This is a genomic window from Aquirufa sp. A-Brett2-W8 (assembly GCF_054558755.1).
Genome location: NZ_JBPXKS010000007.1, coordinates 116,005 through 136,925 on the forward strand (window position 1 = coordinate 116,005; position 20,921 = coordinate 136,925).

A 20,921-nucleotide genomic window follows, 5' to 3' on the forward strand; every position below is an offset into this window, starting at 1 on the left:
TTTAGTATTGATCGTTTAAAGCAAAAATTGGTTGATTTTTTTTCCATTTACCCCGGGTAAAATCAGGGACTTGAATAGGAGCGGAGCCCTTCTTGATGGACTCCTCTGAAAGGGGTGCAATGGCAGACCATGCCGCCGCATCATATACGTCGATCGGTGGAGCTACCTTCGCTTTAATTGCCTCAATAAAGGCTCTTAAAACAAAATAATCAATTCCTCCATGGCCGGCATTTTCTGCATCTACGGCATGTGATTTCCACAAAGGATGATCGTATTTATCTAAATAAGGCTTGGCGTCTTCCCAGCGATGCGCTTTGGCAGAAACACCTTCTAGATAAATAGATTTATTATCTTCCATCCAAAGACCTTTCGTTCCCTGAACTCTAAATCCGAGTGAATAAGGACGAGGTGAATTCGTATCATGCGTAATAAGAATGGTTTCTCCGTTTACACACTTAATCATCGTCTGAACAATATCGCCGCATTTGAAATTCACTTTCGCATTCGGATGATCAGCACCGCCTTTTTCTACGATGTAATTATGTAATCCCAAAGCAGGTGTCGCCATCGACGTTAAATAAGCAAACTGATTTCCACGGTTTATATTTAACATTTCAGCCACAGGTCCTAAGCCGTGAGTAGGATACAAATCTCCGTTGCGATCGACAGAATGCTGGGTACGCCATTTGGCCTCTGAAAAACCCTTCTCCCCAAATTCAACACCACCACCATAACCCTGCTTTCCATCATTAAATTTGACTTCGCGCAAATCATGTTGATAACCACATTGAACATGATTTAAGGTGCCAAACATCCCTTGGCGAACCATATTTAAAGTTGCCAGCACATCTCGGCGGTAACACACATTCTCTAAAATCATGCAATGAGAACCTGTTTTCTCGTACATATTCACCAAATCCCAGGATTCCTTCAAGGTAACGGTAGCCGAAACTTCCACGCCAGCGTATTTGCCTTGTTTCATCACTTCTAAGGCCATCGGAACGTGCCATTCCCATGGCGTTGCAATAACAACACCATCGATATCCGTACGTTTAGCTAAATTTTCAAAATCTTTTTCCGTCTTTCCGTACACTGCAGGAGCGGGACGACCTTTTTCTGAAATCATCTTCAAGGCAATATCAATTGCTTTCGGATCTATATCACAGATCGCCACGACTTCGACGTCCGTTCGATACATAGCCATTTCCAGGTGATTTTGGCCTCTTAATCCAACACCGATAAAACCTAAACGTACTTTCGTTTGTTCTTCAGGTAGAGTCCTTAAATAAGTGGGAAATAAAGCAGTACCTGAGCTATACAGTAAGGAATCAGAGATAAATTTCCTTCTTTTCATTTTGTTAATGATAGGTTATAAAAGATGAAATTTAAGGAAAATACTTTAATTTTATAGGAATTTAGAAAAAATGACTGAAGCAACACGCGTTACCGTATTCCGAAAAGAGCATTTCAATGCAGCTCATCGATTGCATAATCCACTTTGGACTGCAGAGAAGAACAAAGAAATATTCGGATTGTGTAACAATCCGAACTACCATGGACATAATTATGAATTAATTATCCAGGTTACCGGAACAATTGACCCAGAAACGGGTTATGTTATTGATACAAAGTTTTTATCTGATTTAGCGCAAACAGAAGTGTGCAAAAAATTTGATCACAAGAATTTAAATTTAGACGTACCTGAGTTCGCAGATTTAAATCCTTCAGCAGAAAACATTGTCATCGTTATTTATAATAAAATGAGGGCTAAACTCCCTTCTAAATTAGATTTAAAAATCAGATTATATGAAACCGAACGAAATTTCGTTGAATTCCCTGCTAATTGATAATGACCATTTCTTGTTGAATGACGAGGAAATTGGGGACAATCATGTAGCCACCTCTATCGAAACACCGATGAGGGAGGATGCATTTGATCTTTCAGATTCAGAAAAAATAGACATTATTGAAGCTCATTTCCGTGAAATCATGTTAACCTTAGGTTTAGACCTAACGGATGACTCTTTACGCGGTACTCCTAAGCGTGTAGCTAAAATGTACATTAAAGAGATTTTCAATGGGTTAAATCCAGCTAATGAGCCTAAAATAGCTTTATTTGAAAATAAATATGGCTATAATGAGATGTTGATTGAAAAGAATATCTCTTTCTATTCGAATTGCGAACATCATTTTGTGCCCATCGTAGGTAAAACACACATTGCTTACGTTTCATCGGGTCAAGTAATTGGGCTTTCGAAATTGAATCGCATAGTTCAATATTTTGCTAAAAGACCTCAAGTTCAAGAGCGTTTGACCATGCAAATTGCTAAATACCTTCAAAAGGTATTAAAAACGGATCATGTGGCGGTTTTCATCGATGCTAAACACTTGTGCGTTTCTTCTAGAGGGGTTAAAGATGATGCTACTTCTACGATTACATCGTATTATGGAGGTAAATTCCAAAACGAGAGTACTAAAAGAGAATTCTTACAATCCATCCAAGGTTAATTATGGGAAAATACGTTATTGTAGGTGCTAGCCAAGGGATTGGCGAGTCCATCGCTACTGCTTTGATTGCCAAAGGCCATGAGGTAATTAATTTTTCTCGAAACCCTACCGGCATTTCGGGAGTCGTGAATTATACTTGGGATGCACTAGCATCTGACGATTCAGCTTTAGTAGCAATTACAGGTCCCTTAGATGGAATTGCCTATTGCCCAGGGAGCATCAACTTAAAACCATTTCATCGTTTAGCTTCAGCGGATTTTGAAAAAGATTTCCAAATAAACGTTTTGGGCGCGGTACGAGTGATTCAAGCTTTATTACCTGCCTTAAAACAATCAGATACGTCATCCATCGTTTTATTTAGTACGGTCGCTGTGCAGACGGGAATGGGATTCCATGCTTCCATTGCGAGTGCAAAAGGAGCCATAGAAGGTTTAACTAGATCTTTAGCAGCTGAATTATCAGCTAATAAAATTCGGGTAAATGCCATAGCACCATCCTTGACTTTAACTCCATTAGCTGGAGCCTTATTAAATTCACCGGAAAAAATCGAAGCAGGAGGAAAACGCCATCCCCTAGGACGTGTGGGACAAGCGGAGGATGTAGCCAATTTAGCGGCATTCCTTTTAGACTCGACGAATTCGTGGATTACAGGTCAAATAATGGGGGTAGATGGGGGAATCGGTTCGTTAAGAACAAGTTAAGAACGAGCTAACGTTTCGTTGAAATGTTTTTGGTTTAGGGCCAAATTCATCTGATTCCATGCTATTTGCTTCGTAAAGGCCTCCTTCCGTATTGAACAATCCGAAATCGAACAATGATTGCAGCATTCATCTAAACAAGGATCTGCATGTACAAATATCTCTACGTGAGTGGCCTGCAGCTCACCTAACATCTGTTCAAAGCCATGAATTTCTTCGTGCGTTCTATTCAAATCCCAGTACCGAGGCAATGTCAAATGGCAATCAATATGTAAATCACCACCGTATTGTTGGACGCGCAAATTGTGCAAGTCAATCCATTCTTCTTTTTTATTCAAAACAATCCAATTCGTTACTTTTTCAAACAAGGCAGGGTTCGTCTCATCCATTAAAGCTGCCACCGATTCTCTTATTAAATTTATTCCTTGCCAGCACATAAACCCAGCAAATAGAAAGGAGGCTACTGAATCTACCCAATACCAATGCGTAAAATAGGTAATGGCTAAGGCAAGCACTACTAGAATACCATTATAAGCATCTAATCGAAGGTGCTTACCATCTGCGATTAAGGCGGGAGAGTGGGAGGAGCGTCCTTTTTGGACTAAAAAATAGCCTAAAACTCCATTAACAGCCGCAGAAATAAATGATACACCTATACCCAAATCCAAGTTTTTAAGTTCTGGTGATGAATACAAATGCTCTGAGGCATGTAAGAAAATATAGGCTGAGGCTAATAAAATAAGGACTCCTTCTAATCCTGACGCAAAGAATTCAATTTTCCCGTGGCCATAGGGATGATTCAAATCTTTAGGTAAAGAGGCTAAATAGATCGAGTAATAGGCAAAACAGGCGGCGACCACATTAATAATTGACTCTAAGGCATCCGTTAATAAAGTTGTGGATCCACTAGCATAGTAAACCGCAAACTTCGCTACCATGATCAGTACCGAAACGACAAAAGAAAGAAGGACAAGCCGCTGTTTCATTACGACAAAGATAGTATTTTTACCGGATGGAAAAGGAAAACAATCCCTGGAAAACAATCAGTCAAGAAACGGCATATGAGAATGCTTGGATTCGGGTGGAGAACCACCAAGTGTTGAATCCAGCTGGAAATCCAGGTATTTATGGGAAGGTGCACTTCAAAAATATCGCTATTTCGATTGTTCCCGTAGACTCCGACGGCTTTACTTATTTAGTAGGGCAATTCCGTTATACACTGAATGCCTTTTCTTGGGAGGTACCTGAAGGCGGTTGCTCCATCGAATCGGGGGAATCTATAGTAGAGGCTGCTAAACGCGAACTTTTAGAAGAAACTGGACTTGTCGCTACAGAGTGGAAAGAACTAGGGGAGGTCTACCTTTCGAATTCCGTGAGTGATGAGAAAGCGGTAATTTATTTAGCCCAAAACCTGAGTCAACACCAAGCCTGCCCAGAAGAAACAGAAGAATTAAAAATTCGAAAACTCCCACTGAAAGACGCTATAGAAATGGCTAAAAATGGGGAAATTACAGACGCATTAAGCGTTCTGAGTCTATTAAAGATCCCAGCTTTGCATCTGTTTTAATTCATCATAATCAGTCAAATCATATTTAATAGGCACAATACTGACATAATTTTCTGCTAAAGCATCTAGATCAGTATTGTTATTCAAATCTTCATTGAATAAATCTCCATCCATCCAATAATAAGGCTTTCCATAGGGATCTTTACGCTCTTCAAATCGCTCTCTAAAGATGGCATTGGCTTGTTTAACTACTTTAACTCCTTGTAATGGCACAGAAGAATGTGCAGGAAAATTCACATTTAAAGTTAAACCTTTAGGTAATCCATGAACGAGTACTTGCTGGCAGATTTTAATAATATAATCATGGCAGTGAGAAAAATTCGCATCTGACACAAAGTCGCAAAGGGAAAATCCAATGGCGGGAATACCTTCCATAGCTGCTTCTATCGCTGCAGACATCGTTCCTGAATATAAAACGGCAATTGAAGCATTCGACCCATGGTTAATGCCAGAAACGACCAAATCAATTTTTCTATCCTTTAAAATCTGGTGCTTACCTATCTTAACACAATCAGCCGGGGTTCCTGAACATTTATAGGATTGGATATGATCTCCAAAATCATTCGTCTTAACCACTCGAAGTGGCTCACCTAAGGTAATGGCATGACCCATTCCCGATTGATGCGTATCAGGAGCAACCACAACCACTTCGCCCATTTCTGACATAATTTCCGTTAAAACACGGATACCTTTGGAATAGATCGAATCGTCGTTTGCGATGAGAATAAGAGGTTTCATATTTGCTATTTTGGATGCAATTTACAAATTTTGGCAATGATTTTACGTAAAGCGACGCTCGAAGATATACCCACCATACAAGAAATTGCAGAGGAAGCCTGGAGGCCTACTTATGGGCCTATTTTGACAGAGGAACAGACCTTGTATATGATTCCGATGATGTATAACACGGAATTAATTAGCGCGCAAATCGACTTGTTTTCAATGCTCGAAATGGATGGACATGCCATCGGCTATTGTGCGTTTGAAAAAACTTCTGAAACGGATGGAAAATTACATAAACTCTATTTGCGTTCCTCTATAAAACAAAAGGGCGCGGGAAGCTTTATAATCGAGCAAATAAGCAAACAGGCTCGCTTATTAGGCCTTATATCTATCTATTTAAATGTAAATAAATTAAATTCAGCTGTGACCTTTTACATCAAAAAAGGATTCACAGTAGAACGCGAAATGGTCTTAGATATAGGCAATGGCTATGTTATGGACGATTATGTGATGCGATTATTCCTATAGCCTTTTCAATCAAGGACCTAATTTGACCTTCTGGATCTTGTGAGAATTCCTGCGTAATTCGATTCGCTAAAATAGCATTTAACGAAATCATTTCGTGTCCCATCGCACCAGCAAAAGCATAATAAGCCGCTGTCTCCATTTCAATGTTGGTGATTTCTTGATCCCCTAATTTAGCCGCGGAAACTTTAGTCAGAAAATCAGGTCTAATAGAATGCATTCGTATCGTTCGTCCTTGTGGCGCATAAAAACCTGGAGCGGTTAATGTTATGCCTTGGTAAGCATTCAATGAGGCAAATTGAGATAAAAGGGAGGCGCTTGCACTTGCCGCATAAAGTGGCAAAGGATAATCAATGGCTTTTGTCCATCGCGCCAGGACTTCTTCTGGCATAGACTGTACTGAATCAAAGCCGTAAAACTGAGCCAAATTATCAAAGCCTATCGCAGCTGTAGAAACTAAAATTGAATCCACGGGAATGTGCGCTTGAATACTTCCTGAGGTACCTATCCGAATTAAATTCAAAGATCTTTTCTCTATTTTTTCTGTGCGCGTTTTAAAATCAATATTTACTAACGCATCTAGTTCATTCATCACTATCTCCACATTATCTGCCCCAATACCACTGGATACTACCGCGATTCGTTTACCACCTAGCAAGCCTATATGCGTCACAAATTCCCGTTTTTGAATCATCTCAGTCACCTCATCGAAATAGTGAGATACCGTAGGAACGCGCTCAGGATCCCCTACAAGAATAAGGGTATCCGGAATTTGATCAGGACGTAAGTTCAAATGATAGGAACTACCATCCGGATTTATAATTAAGTCAGTGGGAGAGAAATAGGTCATGCGCAAATTTATTGATAATTTTCCAATGTAATTAGCCATTCATGAAAAGCACCAAATCCGAAATACATCTGAAACTACGTTCTCTTTTGGAAAAATCCCTAGAAGAGGCTCGTAGAGAGTATATTTTGGCCAAAGAATCCCGCGATTCTGATACAAAAAGTAGCGCCGGAGATAAATTTGAAACGGGTCGCGAAATGATGCAAAGGGAGATGGATAAGTTAAGTGCTTTGGTAGATAATACGCTTAATTCCATCGCTAAATTAGACCGGCTAACCGATTTACCTGCTGCGGTGGTTATATCAGAGGGCAGTTTAGTAGTGACAGATCTAGAAACGTATTATATATCCATTGGATATGGTAAACTAGATGATGTTTATGCTATTTCCATCGAATCTCCACTGGGTATTGAGTTAAAAGGAAAAAAAGTAGGGGAGCGCATCGAAATGCGCGGCCGAAAAATCACAATAAAATCAATCTTATGAAAAATGCGCACTATTTCTATCTTTTACTCTCCTTATTAGGGGGCAGTTTCACCTTTTACTTTGTGTATGAAGGGATGATGCTAAACAAGGGGAAATTCGATGTAATTGATTTTGTCCAAAGCACTTGGACATCAAACCCCTATGCTAAAAGTTTAAGCTGTGATTTTTGGACAGGAGCCACAGCAGGTACTTTTTTTATACTAGTAGAGGGATTGCGTATTAAAATCAAATACTTGTACCTTTATTTATTAGCAACTGTTTTAATCGGATTTGCCTTTGCATTCCCTTTATTTTTATTTGCTAGACACCGTCAATTAGCCTAAAAAAATGGAAGAATACATTTTGACCTTTCCGGAGGCCACACAAAAGATTTTAATCGAAGTACGTGATGCCATTCGCTCTGTCGTGCCGGAAGAAACGGAGGAAACGATGTCTTATGACATGCCTACCTTCAAATTAAATGGAAATCTGATACATTTTGCTGCCTGGAATAACCACTTGGGCTTTTATCCGACCCCTAGCGGGATAAAGAATTTTGTACAAGAATTAGCGCCCTATGAAGGATCTAAAGGGGCGATTAAATTTCCTTACCATTCACCTATGCCTTTGGACCTCATTAAGGAAATTACTTTATTTAGAGTTCAGGAGAATTTAGCCAAAAAGAAAAAAGACTCATGATTGAGCCTTTTTTTGTTTTTCGATTTTTTCTGTTCGTTTAAAAGATTTAAATCCCAATTCCGGCGAATATCCTACTGAGTTTTTGGAATAATATCCTTTGTCATTGTATGGGCGTTTTCTAGGATGTTCTTTACATTCCGATGAACAAGCACCTTCCATTTCTTTTAGACAAGCGGGGCAAATCGCTAAATGCTCATTGCATTCTGAATTTGCACAATTGACCATATGATCAGATTTTGTTTGGCAGACATGACAGGTAGAAACCACTTCTGGATTAATGGAATTAACAGCGGTAGCCACCCGGTTATCGAATACATAGCAAGAACCATCAAAATCCTCGCCACCTTCTTCTAATCCATATTTAATAATGCCACCATGCAATTGATAGACATCTTTAAACCCTTTTTCTAATAAATAGGCAGATGCCTTCTCGCATTTAATTCCTCCCGTACAATACGTAATTACTTTTTTATCCTTCAAATGCTCAATCTCTTGCATATGATCGGGCAAATCACGCAGATTTTCCATATCAAAAGTATAAGCCCCTTTAAAGCGACCTAATTCGTGTTCATAGTTCGAACGCATATCGACTAAAACCACATCAGGATCATTTTTCAATAATTGCTTGAATTCTTTCGGCTTTAAATGCTTACCGGTTCTTAACCTTGGATTTACAGGCAATTCAGAGTGAACGATTTCGTCTTTAACCCGTACATGTAATTTATTAAATGTATGGGCTTCGTGGTAATCAATTTTGAAGTCAAAATCTGAACCAGCGAATAGGGGATCATTTTCTAACCACTTCATATAGACATCGCAATCTGCTTTTAGCCCTGAAACAGTTCCATTTAAACCTTCTTCAGCTACGATAATTCGTCCCAAAAGCTTGTTCTCAATACAAAAAAGATGATGTTTTACTCGGTACTCCTCCGGATTCGGGATAGGAGTATAGTTATAGTAAAGCAATACACTGTAAGGTTTCATCTTCAAAATGATTTACAGATTAATTAAAAATTAAGTGACGATGGGGAGATTCGAACTCCCAAACCTAAGGGGCACTACCACCTCAAGGTAGCGTGTCTACCAATTTCACCACATCGCCAAAAACGGTTAGCAAAATTACCAATTATTTACTTACTTGCCAAGAATTACAGAACTCAAAAATATATCGTAAAATGGCTTTAGAAATAAGCGGTAAATTAATCAAGAAATTACCTGAGGTTACAGGAACAGGTAAAAACGGAACTAATTGGATCAAACAAGAATTTGTGATCGAAACACAAGATCAATACCCTAAAAAGGTATGTATGTCTGTTTGGGGAGATAAAACACAAGATTTAACTCCAGTTCAAGAGGGTGAAATCGTGAAAGTTCAATTCAACGTAGAATCAAGAGAATACAACGACCGTTGGTATACGGAGATTCGTGCCTATCGTTTAGATCGCACGGGATCTATTCTAGCAGGAGTGGAGCCTACGCCAGCAGCGGGTGGATATCAATTTCCTCCATTAGCGGCGGAGAGTGGGGATGATTTACCTTTCTAAGTAGCTTCGCTACTTCATTTAATTAGCTTCGCTACTTCATTTAATTAGCTTCGCTACTTAAATGAAAGCACAAAGAACAAAGCAAAAAGTATAAAGTTTGCATAAAAAAGGGGCCCTAAAGCCCCTTTTTTATTTATTAATGAAATGTATAGCCGAAGGCTATTCCATCTTTGTACTTTGTACTTTATGCTTTGTGATTTAATGACATCGCCTGATGCACGATATCTGCCTCAATAAAAGTCTCACCATAAGCCTTAAAGCCCAAAGAAGCATATAAAGGCATAACACTCACTTGAGCATGTAAGTAAAAATAAGCGCAATCGGGGTATTCTTTTAAAGCTTCTTCGATTAGGTGATTGACCACAAAAGAGGCGTAACCTTTTCCTCTTGCCATTTCTAATGTAGCAATGCGTTCGACTTTAATCCCTTTCTCGGTTTTTCGGTAGCGACCCGTGGCAACAGGTAAATTGCCCTCAAACAATAAATAATGTTTAGCCACCGCGTCTAATTCATCAAACTCCTCCGAAGGAAGGCATTTTTGCTCCTTGACAAATACTTCGGTACGGATCTCAAAAACCTGCTCGATTTCTTCAGGAGAAATAGCTTGAATGAGCTTATTTGTCTTGCTTTCCATAGGCTTCGATGATTTTACGCACTAAACGGTGACGAACAACATCGGATCCATCTAATTCAACGAAAGAAATACCGCTTATACCCGTGAGTATACGTTCCGCTTCACCCAGGCCTGAGGTTTGGTGTTTAGGCAAATCAACTTGTGATTTATCACCTGTAATAATCGTTTTAGATTGTATACCCATACGAGTCAAAAACATCTTCATTTGCATTGAAGTGGTGTTTTGGGCTTCATCTAACAGAATAAATGCTTTATTTAGGGTTCGACCGCGCATATAAGCCAAAGGCGCAATTTCTATCGTTCTATTTTCTAAATAGAACTTTAATTTATCGGGCGGAATCATATCATCCAAAGCGTCATAGATCGGACGTAAATAGGGATCTATTTTTTCTTTCAAATCCCCAGGCAAGAAACCCAAGTTTTCACCAGCTTCAACTGCGGGTCGTGTAATGATAATTTTTTTAACTTCTTTATTCTTCAGTGCCTTCACCGCTAAGGCAACAGCCGTGTAGGTTTTACCCGTACCTGCGGGCCCTATAGCAAAAACGATGTCATTCGTGGATGCAGATTCGACCAGTTTACGTTGATTGGGAGTTTTGGCCTTAATAACGATTCCTTTATTGCCAAAAAGAAGCACGTCTTTATCCTCCACCCAGGGTTGTTCCGATTCTTCACCCGTGGGATTCATAACGGCATCAATGTAGGCCTGCATATGTTTTTCAGCAAGCGTATGATGTTTGTCCAAATGAGCCACACAAGAATTCACAATGGCTTCCACTAAAGCAATTTGATCATTCGATCCCCGGACGGTTAATTGCTCGCCTCTGGCTATGATTTTTGATTGTGGAAAAGCTTGAATCAATAAATTGATATTCGCGTTAGCAACGCCTAAAAAGTCAATTAATGAGACCTCTGAGAGGGAAATTATTTTTTCTAACAAGTAAAAATGGGTTTAAATCGTACAGAAGTAAAAATAGGAAATTCTTGAAATTTTATATCTTCCTTTATAATAAAATTTTGAAAATTTAACGTAAAATTGTGGTATGGAATCTAACACCCCCTCATCCATTTATAAAAAAGGAAATCAGTCTACTGGTATTCGTACACAAACAGGTCCCACTCGTTTGAGCGATTTGGGATTAGGAAAATTACCTCCCCAAGCTGTAGACTTAGAGGAAGCCTTATTAGGTGCCTTAATGTTAGAGAAAGAACCTTTAGCCAACGTTATCGAGATATTAAAACCGGCAACCTTTTATAAAGAGGGGCACCAGTTAATCTTCGAGTCCATCCAAGGTTTATTCCAAGCTTCACAACCAGTTGATTTATTAACTGTTAACAATTATTTAAAGCAAAATGGTAATTTAGAAAAAGCAGGTGGCACAAGCTATTTAGCACAATTAACCTCGCGTGTAAGTTCTACATCTAACGTCGAATTCCATGCTAGAATCATCATAGAACAGTATTTAAAACGCCAGCTAATCCAAATATCCTCTGAAATTCAACGCTTATCTTACGAAGACACATCGGATGTTTTCCATTTATTAGATAAGATGGAGCAAGAGCTTTTCACTATCGCCGAATCTAATATCCGCAAGAACTACGAGAGTATGTCGGATATTTTGAAAAAGGCCGTGGATGAATTAGAGAAGAAACAATTACAAAAAAGTGGTTTAACAGGTGTTCCATCTGGATTTACTGACTTAGACCGTTTGACTTCTGGATGGCAAAGACAAGAATTAATCATTATAGCCGCTCGTCCTGGTATGGGTAAAACGGCCTTTGTCGTGTCGGCTTGCCGAAATGCTGCAGTAGATTTTGGTCATTCTGTCGCCTTATTTTCACTTGAAATGAGTGCCGTTCAGTTAGTGAATCGTATTATCTCAGCTGAGGCAGAAATCGATGCGGACAAGATTCGGCGAGGTAAATTAGAGCCGCACGAATGGCAGCAATTACACACGAAGATTAATAAATTATTTGAGGCAAATATGTTTATCGATGATACCCCAGCCTTATCTATCTTAGAATTAAGAGCCAAGTGTCGTCGTTTAAAGGCCCAAAAAGGCATAGATCTCGTTGTCATAGATTACTTACAGTTAATGACGGGTGATAGTTCCGGAAAAGGCGCAAGCGGTAACCGTGAACAAGAAATTGCCCAAATATCCCGTGCATTAAAGCAGTTAGCTAAAGAACTCGATGTTCCTGTTATTGCGCTGTCACAATTAAATCGTTCCACTGAGACGCGTGGTGGTAATAAAAAACCACAATTGTCCGATCTTCGTGAATCAGGTGCCATTGAGCAAGATGCCGATCAGGTAATGTTCATCTACCGCCCAGAATATTATGGAATAACGGCTGATGATCAAGGAAACTCGATTACTGGAATGGGGGAGATTATTATGGCCAAAAACCGTTCAGGCTCACTCGAAAATGTTTGGCTGAAATTCATCGGTAAATTCACCAAATATTGTGACTTAGATTTCCAACCATTTTCGAACAACAAAGAAGGAGGTAATTTTGACCTAAGTGCATTAGGCGATCAAACTTCAGCGTTCGAATCAGGCAATGATAACGTTTTCAAAGGAAGCAAAATGAACTTACCGCCGGAGGATTATGATCCTTTGAACACTCCGTTTTAAAAATTGCGTTTGCAATTTTTAAAACTCAAAGCACAAAGCGCAAAGCACAAATCACAAATCACAAAGTTGGAATCCCCTTCGGGGATACATTTCTATAATACAAAAAGGGCGATTTATCGCCCTTTTTGCTTCCATATTTATGCTTTATGCTCTATTCTTTTTGCTTTAATTAAATACGTAGTACAATTTCGGAATCGCGTAATGAAATAATCTATGCTCTAAGTTTCAACCTCACTATATTCTCCACATGATGCGTCTGCGGAAACATATCCACTGGATGAACGACATCTACCTCATAGGAGGCATCTAATAATGCTAAATCACGTGCCTGAGTAGCCGGATTACAAGAAACATAAACAATTTTCGCTGGCTTTACTGCCAAAATTTGATACACTACATCTACATCCATTCCTGCACGAGGAGGATCTGTGATTATGACGTCTGGAGCGCCATGGATAGCAATAAATTCTTCCGTCAATACTTTTTTCATATCTCCTGCAAAGAAAGTGGCATTCTTAATGCCATTTAATTCAGCATTAATACGGGCATCTTCTACTGCCATATCAACATATTCTAAACCTACTACTTTAGTAGCATGTTTCGCTAGAAATAAACCGATGGTTCCCGTGCCTGTATACAAATCATAAACGACTTCATTCCCTTGTAAATCAGCATATTGACGCACCAATTGATACAATTTAAGGGCTTGCTTGGCATTGGTCTGGAAAAAGGACTTAGGGCCAATTTGGAACTTCAAATCCTCCATGGTTTCTACCATAAAAGGTTTTCCGTAGTAACAAATAACTTCCAAATCATGGAAAGTGTCGTTTCCTTTTTGATTTACCACATAATTTAAAGAGGTAATCATCGGAAATGTTGACTTCAAATATTCCATCACCAAATTAATTTCCTCTTCAGTCGCATAGGCAAACTGAACGGTAACCATCCATTCATCGGTAACCGTATTTCTGATAATCAGGTTTCGTAAAGCACCTTCTTTTTGATTTTTCAATTCATAATAGGAGATACCGTTCGCCTCAGCAAAATCACGAACACCATTACGAATCGCATTAGATGGATCAGGCTGTAAGTGACAATGATCGACAGGCAAAATCTTATCAAAACGGCCAGGAACGTGGAATCCTAGGGCATTCATAGATCCCAAATCTTCTTTACCAATTTCATCCTCCGTAAGCCAACGGGCAGAAGAAAAAGTGAATTCTAATTTATTTCGGTAATAGTAAGTCTCTTCAGAACCTAGAATTGGTTGAAATTCGGGAAGTTTCACTTTCGCGATACGAGTCAAATTATCTTTTACTTGACGCGCTTTGAAGGCCATTTGGGCTTCATAAGAAACGTGTTGCCATTTGCATCCACCACAAATACCGAAATGGCTACAAGCCACGTCTGTACGATGTTTTGAAAGGGCTTGAATGTTGATGACTTGAGCTTGTTTAAAGCTTTTCTTCGACTTTAAAATACGTAAATCAGCGATATCTCCAGGAGCTACGGCACCTTGTACAAAAATCACTTCATCGTTCACTTTGGCTATACACTTTGCCTCAGCAGCAAAATCCAATATGGCAATTTGTTCCAACACCACAGGGGCTTTCTTTTCTTTTTTCTGACTCATACGGCTAAAAATGTACACAAAAATACGGCTTTATATGGGCAAGCCAACCAATTCAAGATAAAACCTTAACTTCGTAAGGAAATTTATTTGTATGAAGAATCAAGTTGTTATCATTACGGGAGCATCCTCAGGAATTGGGAAGGCATTAGCATTTGAATACGGAAGAAAAGGGGCACAAATAGTCATTACAGGACGAAACGAACAGAATCTAACCGCGGCAGAAGCAGAATTAAAAGCAGCTGGAATAAACGCCAAAGGAATCGTTTGCGACTCCGCGTCAGAAGAGCAAACCCGTGCGATGGTAAATCAGGTTATTCAACTATTTGGCAGAATAGATCTATTAATTAACAACGCAGGCATCTCCATGAGATCTATGTTCGAAACTGTAGATCTACAAGTTCTAAAACAAGTAATGGATATTAATTTTTGGGGGACGGTATACGCCACACATGCCGCATTGCCTCATATTAAAGCCGTTAAAGGAGGGATAATAGGTATTTCATCTATCGCTGGATATAGAGGATTGCCGGTTAGAACGGGCTATTCCGCTTCTAAATTTGCTATGAATGGATTCCTGGAAGCCTTAAGAACAGAATTATTAGAGACAGGAGTGCACGTTTTAATCGCTTGTCCAGGATTCACCGCATCTAATATCAGAGCCGCCTCCTTAAATAGTGAGGGAAAAATAACGGGGGAAAGTATGCGAGATGAAGGAAATATGATGTTAGCAGAAGAAGTAGCGACTCGAATAGCTGATGCATTTCAAGCTAAAAAGAAGACCTTAGTTTTAACTTTCCAAGGTAAACTAACGGTATTCTTGAACAAATGGATGAATGGATTTTTCGACAAAATGGTCTATAATACCCTCAAAAAGGAAAAAGATAGCCCCTTAAAATAAAGCTCCCTTCCGCTAAAAGCAAAAGGGGGCCAAAAACCCAATTAAATACCACTCTAAACTATTCTACACTTTGTAGTTCAATTGAACTTTTTGTAAAAGCTCATTCAATTCAGCTTTTTTTAACTCGAAATAGGGAAGTGCTAAGTCGAATTCATCAATCAAAAATTGAAAATACTTCCTTTCAAATACTAAAAATTGAGCACTGCTGGTAGTCATAGCAGAATACACGTGCTTTTTTTCGTCAATTGCTTCTTCAATTCCAATAAATAGGCCCTTGTGATCAATGGTAGTAATACCCGCAAGTCCTTCTAAAATCAAACTGCCCTCTTGCAAATAAAAGACAAACTCTGCTTTTTGACCCAACCTAAATAAATACTCTTCTGGCAAATAACGGAGCTCAATCCCACTCGCTAATACTTTCCGCTCTGTATCTGAAAAATTTTTCATTTGTATAAATAACAATACGAAAATACGAGGTTATTTACACCCAAATACTGATATCGATCAGTTTTCTACGTGTAGTTTATCACAAAAATCTCCCTTCAAAATTCCGAATTTTGACACATTATCGTTATCTAAATGAATATAAAAATAGAAAAGGAACCTAAGATAGAACAAGGAAATAGCTGTTTCCATTGTGGTGACAAATGTGGAGAAATAACTATTTTAAAAAATGACAAATCATTTTGCTGCCAGGGTTGCGAGCGGGTTTACGAACTGTTAAACGATAATCACCTCTCAGACTACTATAGCTGCGATCTGAATCCGGGTATTTCTCCCACAGGTAAGAATTTTGAGTTTTTGAACAATGCGGCTTTCCGTAATCGATTAATTACATTTTCGAATGCCTCCTTCTCTAAAGTCAGCTTCCATCTCCCTGCCATTCATTGCCGCTCTTGCTTGTATTTACTTGAAAACTTACAAAGACTAAATGAGCAAATCATTAAGACGAGCCTGAATTTTGGCAAAAAAGATTTAACCGTCTGGTTCAAAGAAGATAAACTAAGCTTAGGCGCTCTGGCGACCTTAATCGCGAGTTTAGGATACGAACCACATATCTCCAATGAGGCGGAAAAACCTCAGAATAATAGCCAAAAACAACTCTTTCTAAAATTGGGCATCGCCGGATTTTGTGCGGGAAATGTCATGCTATTTAGCTTTCCTGAATATTTGGGAATTGAGGATGGATCCTTACAACATTTGTTTGGTTATTTGAATTTAGCCTTAGGTAGTGTCGCCGTATTTTATTCGGGATCAGATTATATAAGCAATGTATATGCCCATTTGAAACTGCGTAAAATGACCATTGAATTACCTATTTTACTAGGCATTTTAGTGGGCTATGGCCGAAGTGCCTATGAGATACTATCACATACGGGTGCTGGTTATATTGATTCGGTATCAGGACTAATTTTCTTTTTATTGATAGGGAAGTGGTTTCAGCAGAAATCGTTTGATTTTTTATCTTTTGAACGCAATTACAAGGCCTATTTTCCCTTAGTGGTAACTAAAGTAGCCAATGGTATTGAGGTAACTGCACCATTAGAAGGGATTGAAATAGGCGATCGACTTCTTATCCGAAATCAAGAAATTATACCTGCAGATGCCTATTTATTAAAGGGAAAAAGCGAGATGGATTATAGCTTTGTGACGGGAGAAAGCGAATTAATTCCGATTACAGCGGGGCAATCTATTTATGCCGGCGGAAAACATCTGGGGGAAGCTATTGAGATTCAAATTAGTAAAGAGCTGAAGCAAAGTCATTTAACGCAGCTTTGGGAACAGCAAGTCTTTAAGGACGCGAACCATAAATCAGAAAACTGGGAGAATTTTGCTAACCGGGTGGGCATGTATTTTACGGTCGTTCTGATAAGCCTGGCCGCAGCCGCTGGAATTTATTGGTACCAAATAGATCCGAGTAAATGGTCTAATGCCGTCGTCAGTATTCTTGTGATAGCTTGCCCTTGCGCCTTAGCCGTTTCTTATCCTTTTGCATTAGGACATGGTATTCGCTGGCTGGCGAAATTCAACTTCTTCGTGAAGGATATACAGGCTTTTGAGCGAATGGCGCAAGTAGATACTTTAGTTTTTGATAAAACAGGCACGCTAACTTTACAAAGTCAATCAGTCCCTAAAATTACGTTCACCAGAGGACTTTTGGATAACGAGTGGAATGCGCTGTATTCACTGGTATTTCAATCCACTCATCCGTTATCCAAGCAGGTGAAAAAGTTCTTGCAACATCGAACAATTATTCCATTAAAAGAATTCAAAGAAGTTATTGGAAAAGGTTTAGAGGCTGATTTTGGGGATTTATTTGTCCAAATAGGAAGTGCGAAATACACGCATAATCACGTAGATTCTCCTGAAGGCTTTTTCTCCTCCGAAACACGCTTATTCGTAGCTATTAATCATAAACCTATCGGTTATATCGAATTCCCATGGGAAAATAGACCGGGTATAGAAGCGCTCTTACATCGCTTAAGACATCAATATGAAATACACTTGATTTCGGGAGATAAAAAAGAACATGCGGCGCATTTATTGGATTGGTTTGAAGATCAAGATCACATGAAATTCGAATGCAGTCCATTAGAGAAAATGGAATACATTCAAAAACTCCAGAATCAAGGCAAAATCGTAGCGATGATAGGCGATGGATTAAATGATGCCGGGGCATTAAAGCAGGCGCAGGTAGGAATTGCTGTATCAGATGATCATTTGCATTTTACGCCATCATCAGATGCCATCTTGAAAGGTTCCGAATTACCCCGATTAGGGGAGTATTTAAATTACTCCAAATTTGGCCTAAAACTAATAAAAGCAAGTTTCTTACTTTCCTTAGTCTATAATGGTTTTGGATTAAGCTATGCGATTCAAGGTACGCTATATCCGATGATAGCTGCCATTTTAATGCCCATCAACTCGATAAGTATGTTAGTAATTGCGACCTGGGAAATGAACCAGAAAGGGCATGGTTTAGAACGGAATAAAATCAGGATTAAACATGATTGAAGTCAGGTTTTCAATGAACCTATTGCCCGAAATTGCAACAAATAAAATGTGAAATAAATGGAAATAATGTACCTAATGATCGGATTGAGCCTATTAATGGCATTAGGATTCGTCATTGCCTTTGTTTGGTCCATCCGAACAGGGCAACAAGAGGATTTAATTACTCCAGCCATGCGCATTTTACAGGAAGACGAAACAACCAAAAATCTATGAGCACAAAATCTACCTCATTAGAGCAATTTTATTACGATAATAAAATTGTTCGCAACTTTTCACTTGCCACTATCCTTTGGGGGGTAATAGGAATGTCAGTAGGTGTTATTATTGCTACTCAATTATTTGCCCCCTCGTGGAATTTAACACAATACGGAACTTTTGGCCGCTTACGTCCATTGCATACGAATGCGGTGATTTTTGCCTTCGTAGGCAATGCCATTTTCGCTGGGGTGTATTATTCCCTGCAACGGCTTTTAAAAGCTAGAATGTTTAGTGATTTTTTGTCCAGTTTCCATTTTTGGGGTTGGCAATTAATTATCGTAGCAGCTGCGGTGACTTTACCCTTAGGTATTACGACTTCTCATGAATACGCGGAATTAGAGTGGCCTATTGATATTGCAATTACCTTGGTATGGGTGGCTTTTGGAATCAATATGTTTGGAACCATCTTTAAAAGAAGAGAGCGCCATCTATATGTGGCTATTTGGTTCTATATCGCTACGTTTATTACCGTTGAAGTCTTGCACTTAACGAACTCGGTTCAATTACCTATTTCTTTATTTAAATCGTATTATGTATACGCCGGTGTTCAAGATGCCTTAATTCAGTGGTGGTATGGGCACAATGCGGTGGCCTTTTTCTTGACAACTCCCTTTTTAGGTTTGATGTATTATTTCTTGCCAAAAATGGCAAATCGTCCGGTTTATTCGTACCGTCTTTCTATTTTACACTTCTGGGCATTGATCTTTATCTATATCTGGGCTGGTCCTCACCACTTATTATATTCTTCCTTACCTGATTGGGCTCAGTCCTTAGGGGTTGTTTTCTCTATTATGCTAATTGCTCCGTCTTGGGGAGGTATGATTAATGGATTATTAACCTTGAGAGGAGCTTGGGATCAAGTTCGAGAAAATACCATTTTGAAATTCATGGTGGTGGGTATCACCTGTTATGGAATGGCTACTTTCGAGGGGCCCATGTTATCCTTAAAAAACATTAATGCCATCGCACACTTTACCGACTGGATCGTTGCACACGTACACGTAGGTGCCTTAGGTTGGAATGGTTTTTTAATCTTTGCCATGTTGTATTGGCTTATGCCGCGCATTTTCCAAACAACTATTTACTCTGAAAAATTAGTCAAAGCACACTTTTGGATCGGAACAATCGGCATCGCCTTCTATGCCATTCCGATGTATATCTCTGGATTTACACAAGGAATGATGTGGAAACAATTCACAGCAGATGGAACCTTGCAATACGGTAACTTCCTTGATACTACTTTGCAATTATTACCGATGCACATGATGCGTGCCTTTGGGGGTACTTTGTATTTAACGGGTGCTATATTAATGGCCTACAACTTATACAAAACGATGGCAAAGGGAACTTTGTTAGCGAATGAGAAAGCAGAGGCTGCACCTTTGGCCATCATCGAAGAAAAAACAGAAAGTGATGTACACTGGCACCGTTGGATTGAAAAACGTCCTATCCAATTATTGGTGGCCTCTTTAGTGATGATATTGATCGGATCTTTGGTCGAATTAGTACCTACGTTTATGGTCAAATCAAACGTACCCACAATCGAATCTGTGAAACCCTATACGTCACTCGAATTAGAGGGACGTGATATTTACATCCGGGAAGGGTGCGTAGGCTGCCACTCGCAATTAGTTCGTCCGTTTAGAAGTGAAACCGAACGCTATGGGGAATTCTCTAAATCAGGGGAGTTTGTATACGATCATCCTTTCTTGTGGGGATCGAAGCGTACCGGTCCGGATTTGCATAGAGAGGGTGGCAAATACCCGGATTCATGGCATTACCATCACATGAGAGAGCCTAGTAGTATGTCTCCAGGTTCAATCATGCCGAATTATGCTTGGCTATTAGAACAAACATTGAATACGTCTCAAACCCAAGATAAGTTAGCGGCTATGAAAAAACTAGGCGTGCCTTATTCCACTCAAGAGGTAAGCAATGCGGTTAAGGACTTGGATACGCAAGCTAAAACCATCCAAGCAAATTTAGCTTTGGAGAAAATTAAAGTGAGTCAAGACAAAGAGATTATTGCTTTGATTGCCTACTTACAACGTTTAGGTACTGACATCTCTAAAAAATAAGATCATGTTTAAGCAATTTATATCGACTATCCCAGGAGCAGATAATTATATGATTTTCTCGCTACTGACCTTTTTCACCTTCTTCGTTTTAGTAGGCGTCTACTTAATTTGGATGGACAAAAAGCACCTTCTTGAAATGGAGTTAATGCCCTTTAACGAAGGAACTAAATTAAACGAGAACTTAAAATAATACT

General features: G+C 39.2%; 24 protein-coding genes and 1 tRNA gene. 15 read left to right on the forward strand and 10 right to left on the reverse strand.

What is annotated here, in order from left to right:
• Position 1: 1 nt before the first annotated feature.
• Entirely contained in the window at positions 2-1,354 is a 1,353-nt protein-coding gene (locus ACST13_RS08145; RefSeq protein ID WP_459522698.1) for a Gfo/Idh/MocA family protein, read from the reverse strand.
• Positions 1,355-1,424: 70 nt separating this feature from the next.
• Between ACST13_RS08145 and ACST13_RS08150 the strand changes: the two genes are divergently transcribed.
• The 3 genes from ACST13_RS08150 to ACST13_RS08160 are packed head-to-tail and all read left to right on the forward strand — an operon-like array spanning position 1,425 to position 3,209.
• Positions 1,425-1,847 (forward strand): 6-pyruvoyl trahydropterin synthase family protein, encoded by a 423-nt coding sequence (locus tag ACST13_RS08150; protein WP_459522699.1) that lies wholly within the window; start codon positions 1,425-1,427, stop codon positions 1,845-1,847.
• Positions 1,807-2,508 carry a GTP cyclohydrolase I FolE gene (folE, locus tag ACST13_RS08155; protein WP_459522700.1) on the forward strand — a complete coding sequence of 234 codons (702 nt, stop codon included), beginning with the start codon at positions 1,807-1,809 and terminating at the stop codon, positions 2,506-2,508. The genes ACST13_RS08150 and folE overlap by 41 nt, the downstream gene beginning before the upstream one ends.
• Before the next feature lie 2 nt (positions 2,509-2,510).
• Positions 2,511-3,209, forward strand: a complete 699-nt coding sequence (locus tag ACST13_RS08160) for an SDR family NAD(P)-dependent oxidoreductase (RefSeq protein ID WP_459522701.1) — start codon at positions 2,511-2,513, stop codon at positions 3,207-3,209.
• Here ACST13_RS08160 and ACST13_RS08165 read toward each other — a convergent pair.
• Positions 3,206-4,192 (reverse strand): cation diffusion facilitator family transporter, encoded by a 987-nt coding sequence (locus ACST13_RS08165; protein WP_459522702.1) that lies wholly within the window; start codon positions 4,190-4,192, stop codon positions 3,206-3,208. The two genes, ACST13_RS08160 and ACST13_RS08165, sit on opposite strands and share 4 nt — an antisense overlap.
• 26 nt (positions 4,193-4,218) lie before the next feature.
• Here ACST13_RS08165 and ACST13_RS08170 point away from each other — a divergent pair, with 26 nt between their 5' ends.
• The gene (locus ACST13_RS08170) at positions 4,219-4,773 is read left to right on the forward strand and encodes an NUDIX domain-containing protein (protein ID WP_459522703.1); all 555 of its coding nucleotides are present in this window, start codon (positions 4,219-4,221) and stop codon (positions 4,771-4,773) included.
• Here the strand turns inward: ACST13_RS08170 and surE are convergent.
• On the reverse strand, positions 4,744-5,511 hold the full coding sequence (surE, locus tag ACST13_RS08175; RefSeq protein ID WP_459522704.1) for a 5'/3'-nucleotidase SurE: 768 nt from the start codon (positions 5,509-5,511) through the stop codon (positions 4,744-4,746). The genes ACST13_RS08170 and surE overlap by 30 nt on opposite strands.
• A 36-nt stretch (positions 5,512-5,547) precedes the next feature.
• Here surE and ACST13_RS08180 point away from each other — a divergent pair, with 36 nt between their 5' ends.
• On the forward strand, positions 5,548-6,024 hold the full coding sequence (locus ACST13_RS08180; protein WP_459522705.1) for a GNAT family N-acetyltransferase: 477 nt from the start codon (positions 5,548-5,550) through the stop codon (positions 6,022-6,024).
• Here ACST13_RS08180 and ACST13_RS08185 read toward each other — a convergent pair.
• The gene (locus ACST13_RS08185; RefSeq protein WP_459522706.1) at positions 5,990-6,910 is read right to left on the reverse strand and encodes a nucleoside phosphorylase; all 921 of its coding nucleotides are present in this window, start codon (positions 6,908-6,910) and stop codon (positions 5,990-5,992) included. The genes ACST13_RS08180 and ACST13_RS08185 overlap by 35 nt on opposite strands.
• Positions 6,911-6,912: 2 nt before the next feature.
• Here ACST13_RS08185 and ACST13_RS08190 point away from each other — a divergent pair, with 2 nt between their 5' ends.
• From ACST13_RS08190 to ACST13_RS08200, 3 genes are read left to right on the forward strand one after another with little or no spacing between them, the layout of a single operon-like run.
• Positions 6,913-7,353 carry a hypothetical protein gene (locus ACST13_RS08190; protein WP_459522707.1) on the forward strand — a complete coding sequence of 147 codons (441 nt, stop codon included), beginning with the start codon at positions 6,913-6,915 and terminating at the stop codon, positions 7,351-7,353.
• The gene (locus ACST13_RS08195) at positions 7,350-7,676 is read left to right on the forward strand and encodes a DUF2834 domain-containing protein (protein ID WP_459522708.1); all 327 of its coding nucleotides are present in this window, start codon (positions 7,350-7,352) and stop codon (positions 7,674-7,676) included. Before ACST13_RS08190 ends, ACST13_RS08195 begins: the two co-directional genes overlap by 4 nt.
• Positions 7,677-7,680: 4 nt before the next feature.
• Positions 7,681-8,031: an iron chaperone gene (locus ACST13_RS08200; RefSeq protein WP_459522709.1), complete on the forward strand. Its 351-nt coding sequence runs from the start codon at positions 7,681-7,683 to the stop codon at positions 8,029-8,031.
• Here the strand turns inward: ACST13_RS08200 and trhO are convergent.
• Together trhO and ACST13_RS08210 are read right to left on the reverse strand one after the other, a co-directional pair.
• Entirely contained in the window at positions 8,026-9,015 is a 990-nt protein-coding gene (gene trhO, locus ACST13_RS08205; protein WP_459522710.1) for an oxygen-dependent tRNA uridine(34) hydroxylase TrhO, read from the reverse strand. The two genes, ACST13_RS08200 and trhO, sit on opposite strands and share 6 nt — an antisense overlap.
• A gap of 35 nt (positions 9,016-9,050) precedes the next feature.
• Positions 9,051-9,133 (reverse strand) — tRNA-Leu (locus tag ACST13_RS08210).
• A gap of 73 nt (positions 9,134-9,206) precedes the next feature.
• Here ACST13_RS08210 and ACST13_RS08215 point away from each other — a divergent pair.
• The gene (locus tag ACST13_RS08215) at positions 9,207-9,575 is read left to right on the forward strand and encodes a DUF3127 domain-containing protein (RefSeq protein ID WP_459522711.1); all 369 of its coding nucleotides are present in this window, start codon (positions 9,207-9,209) and stop codon (positions 9,573-9,575) included.
• A gap of 184 nt (positions 9,576-9,759) precedes the next feature.
• Here ACST13_RS08215 and ACST13_RS08220 read toward each other — a convergent pair whose 3' ends face one another.
• Together ACST13_RS08220 and ACST13_RS08225 are read right to left on the reverse strand one after the other, a co-directional pair.
• A complete protein-coding gene (locus tag ACST13_RS08220; RefSeq protein WP_459522712.1) occupies positions 9,760-10,209 on the reverse strand; it encodes a GNAT family N-acetyltransferase in 450 nt (149 codons plus the stop codon).
• Positions 10,190-11,149 (reverse strand): PhoH family protein, encoded by a 960-nt coding sequence (locus ACST13_RS08225; protein WP_459522713.1) that lies wholly within the window; start codon positions 11,147-11,149, stop codon positions 10,190-10,192. The genes ACST13_RS08220 and ACST13_RS08225 overlap by 20 nt, the downstream gene beginning before the upstream one ends.
• A 103-nt stretch (positions 11,150-11,252) precedes the next feature.
• Between ACST13_RS08225 and dnaB the strand changes: the two genes are divergently transcribed.
• Positions 11,253-12,845 carry a replicative DNA helicase gene (gene dnaB / locus ACST13_RS08230; protein ID WP_459522714.1) on the forward strand — a complete coding sequence of 531 codons (1,593 nt, stop codon included), beginning with the start codon at positions 11,253-11,255 and terminating at the stop codon, positions 12,843-12,845.
• A 211-nt stretch (positions 12,846-13,056) separates the two neighbouring features.
• Here dnaB and rlmD read toward each other — a convergent pair whose 3' ends face one another.
• Positions 13,057-14,478 (reverse strand): 23S rRNA (uracil(1939)-C(5))-methyltransferase RlmD, encoded by a 1,422-nt coding sequence (rlmD, locus tag ACST13_RS08235; protein WP_459522715.1) that lies wholly within the window; start codon positions 14,476-14,478, stop codon positions 13,057-13,059.
• A gap of 91 nt (positions 14,479-14,569) precedes the next feature.
• Here rlmD and ACST13_RS08240 point away from each other — a divergent pair, with 91 nt between their 5' ends.
• Positions 14,570-15,376 carry an SDR family oxidoreductase gene (locus ACST13_RS08240; protein WP_459522716.1) on the forward strand — a complete coding sequence of 269 codons (807 nt, stop codon included), beginning with the start codon at positions 14,570-14,572 and terminating at the stop codon, positions 15,374-15,376.
• A 63-nt stretch (positions 15,377-15,439) separates the two neighbouring features.
• On the opposite strand, the gene ACST13_RS08245 is transcribed toward ACST13_RS08240, so the two are convergent.
• Entirely contained in the window at positions 15,440-15,823 is a 384-nt protein-coding gene (locus ACST13_RS08245; protein WP_459522717.1) for a cyclic nucleotide-binding domain-containing protein, read from the reverse strand.
• Positions 15,824-15,955: 132 nt separating this feature from the next.
• Here ACST13_RS08245 and ACST13_RS08250 point away from each other — a divergent pair, with 132 nt between their 5' ends.
• From ACST13_RS08250 to ACST13_RS08265, 4 genes are read left to right on the forward strand one after another with little or no spacing between them, the layout of a single operon-like run.
• Positions 15,956-18,391 (forward strand): heavy metal translocating P-type ATPase, encoded by a 2,436-nt coding sequence (locus ACST13_RS08250; protein WP_459522718.1) that lies wholly within the window; start codon positions 15,956-15,958, stop codon positions 18,389-18,391.
• Between the two features lie 57 nt (positions 18,392-18,448).
• A complete protein-coding gene (ccoS, locus tag ACST13_RS08255) occupies positions 18,449-18,604 on the forward strand; it encodes a cbb3-type cytochrome oxidase assembly protein CcoS (protein WP_459522719.1) in 156 nt (51 codons plus the stop codon).
• Entirely contained in the window at positions 18,601-20,727 is a 2,127-nt protein-coding gene (ccoN, locus tag ACST13_RS08260; RefSeq protein WP_459522720.1) for a cytochrome-c oxidase, cbb3-type subunit I, read from the forward strand. The genes ccoS and ccoN overlap by 4 nt, the downstream gene beginning before the upstream one ends.
• Positions 20,728-20,731: 4 nt before the next feature.
• Complete coding sequence (locus ACST13_RS08265) at positions 20,732-20,917, forward strand: hypothetical protein (RefSeq protein WP_459522721.1); 186 nt, start codon at positions 20,732-20,734, stop codon at positions 20,915-20,917.
• Positions 20,918-20,921 lie beyond the last annotated feature (4 nt).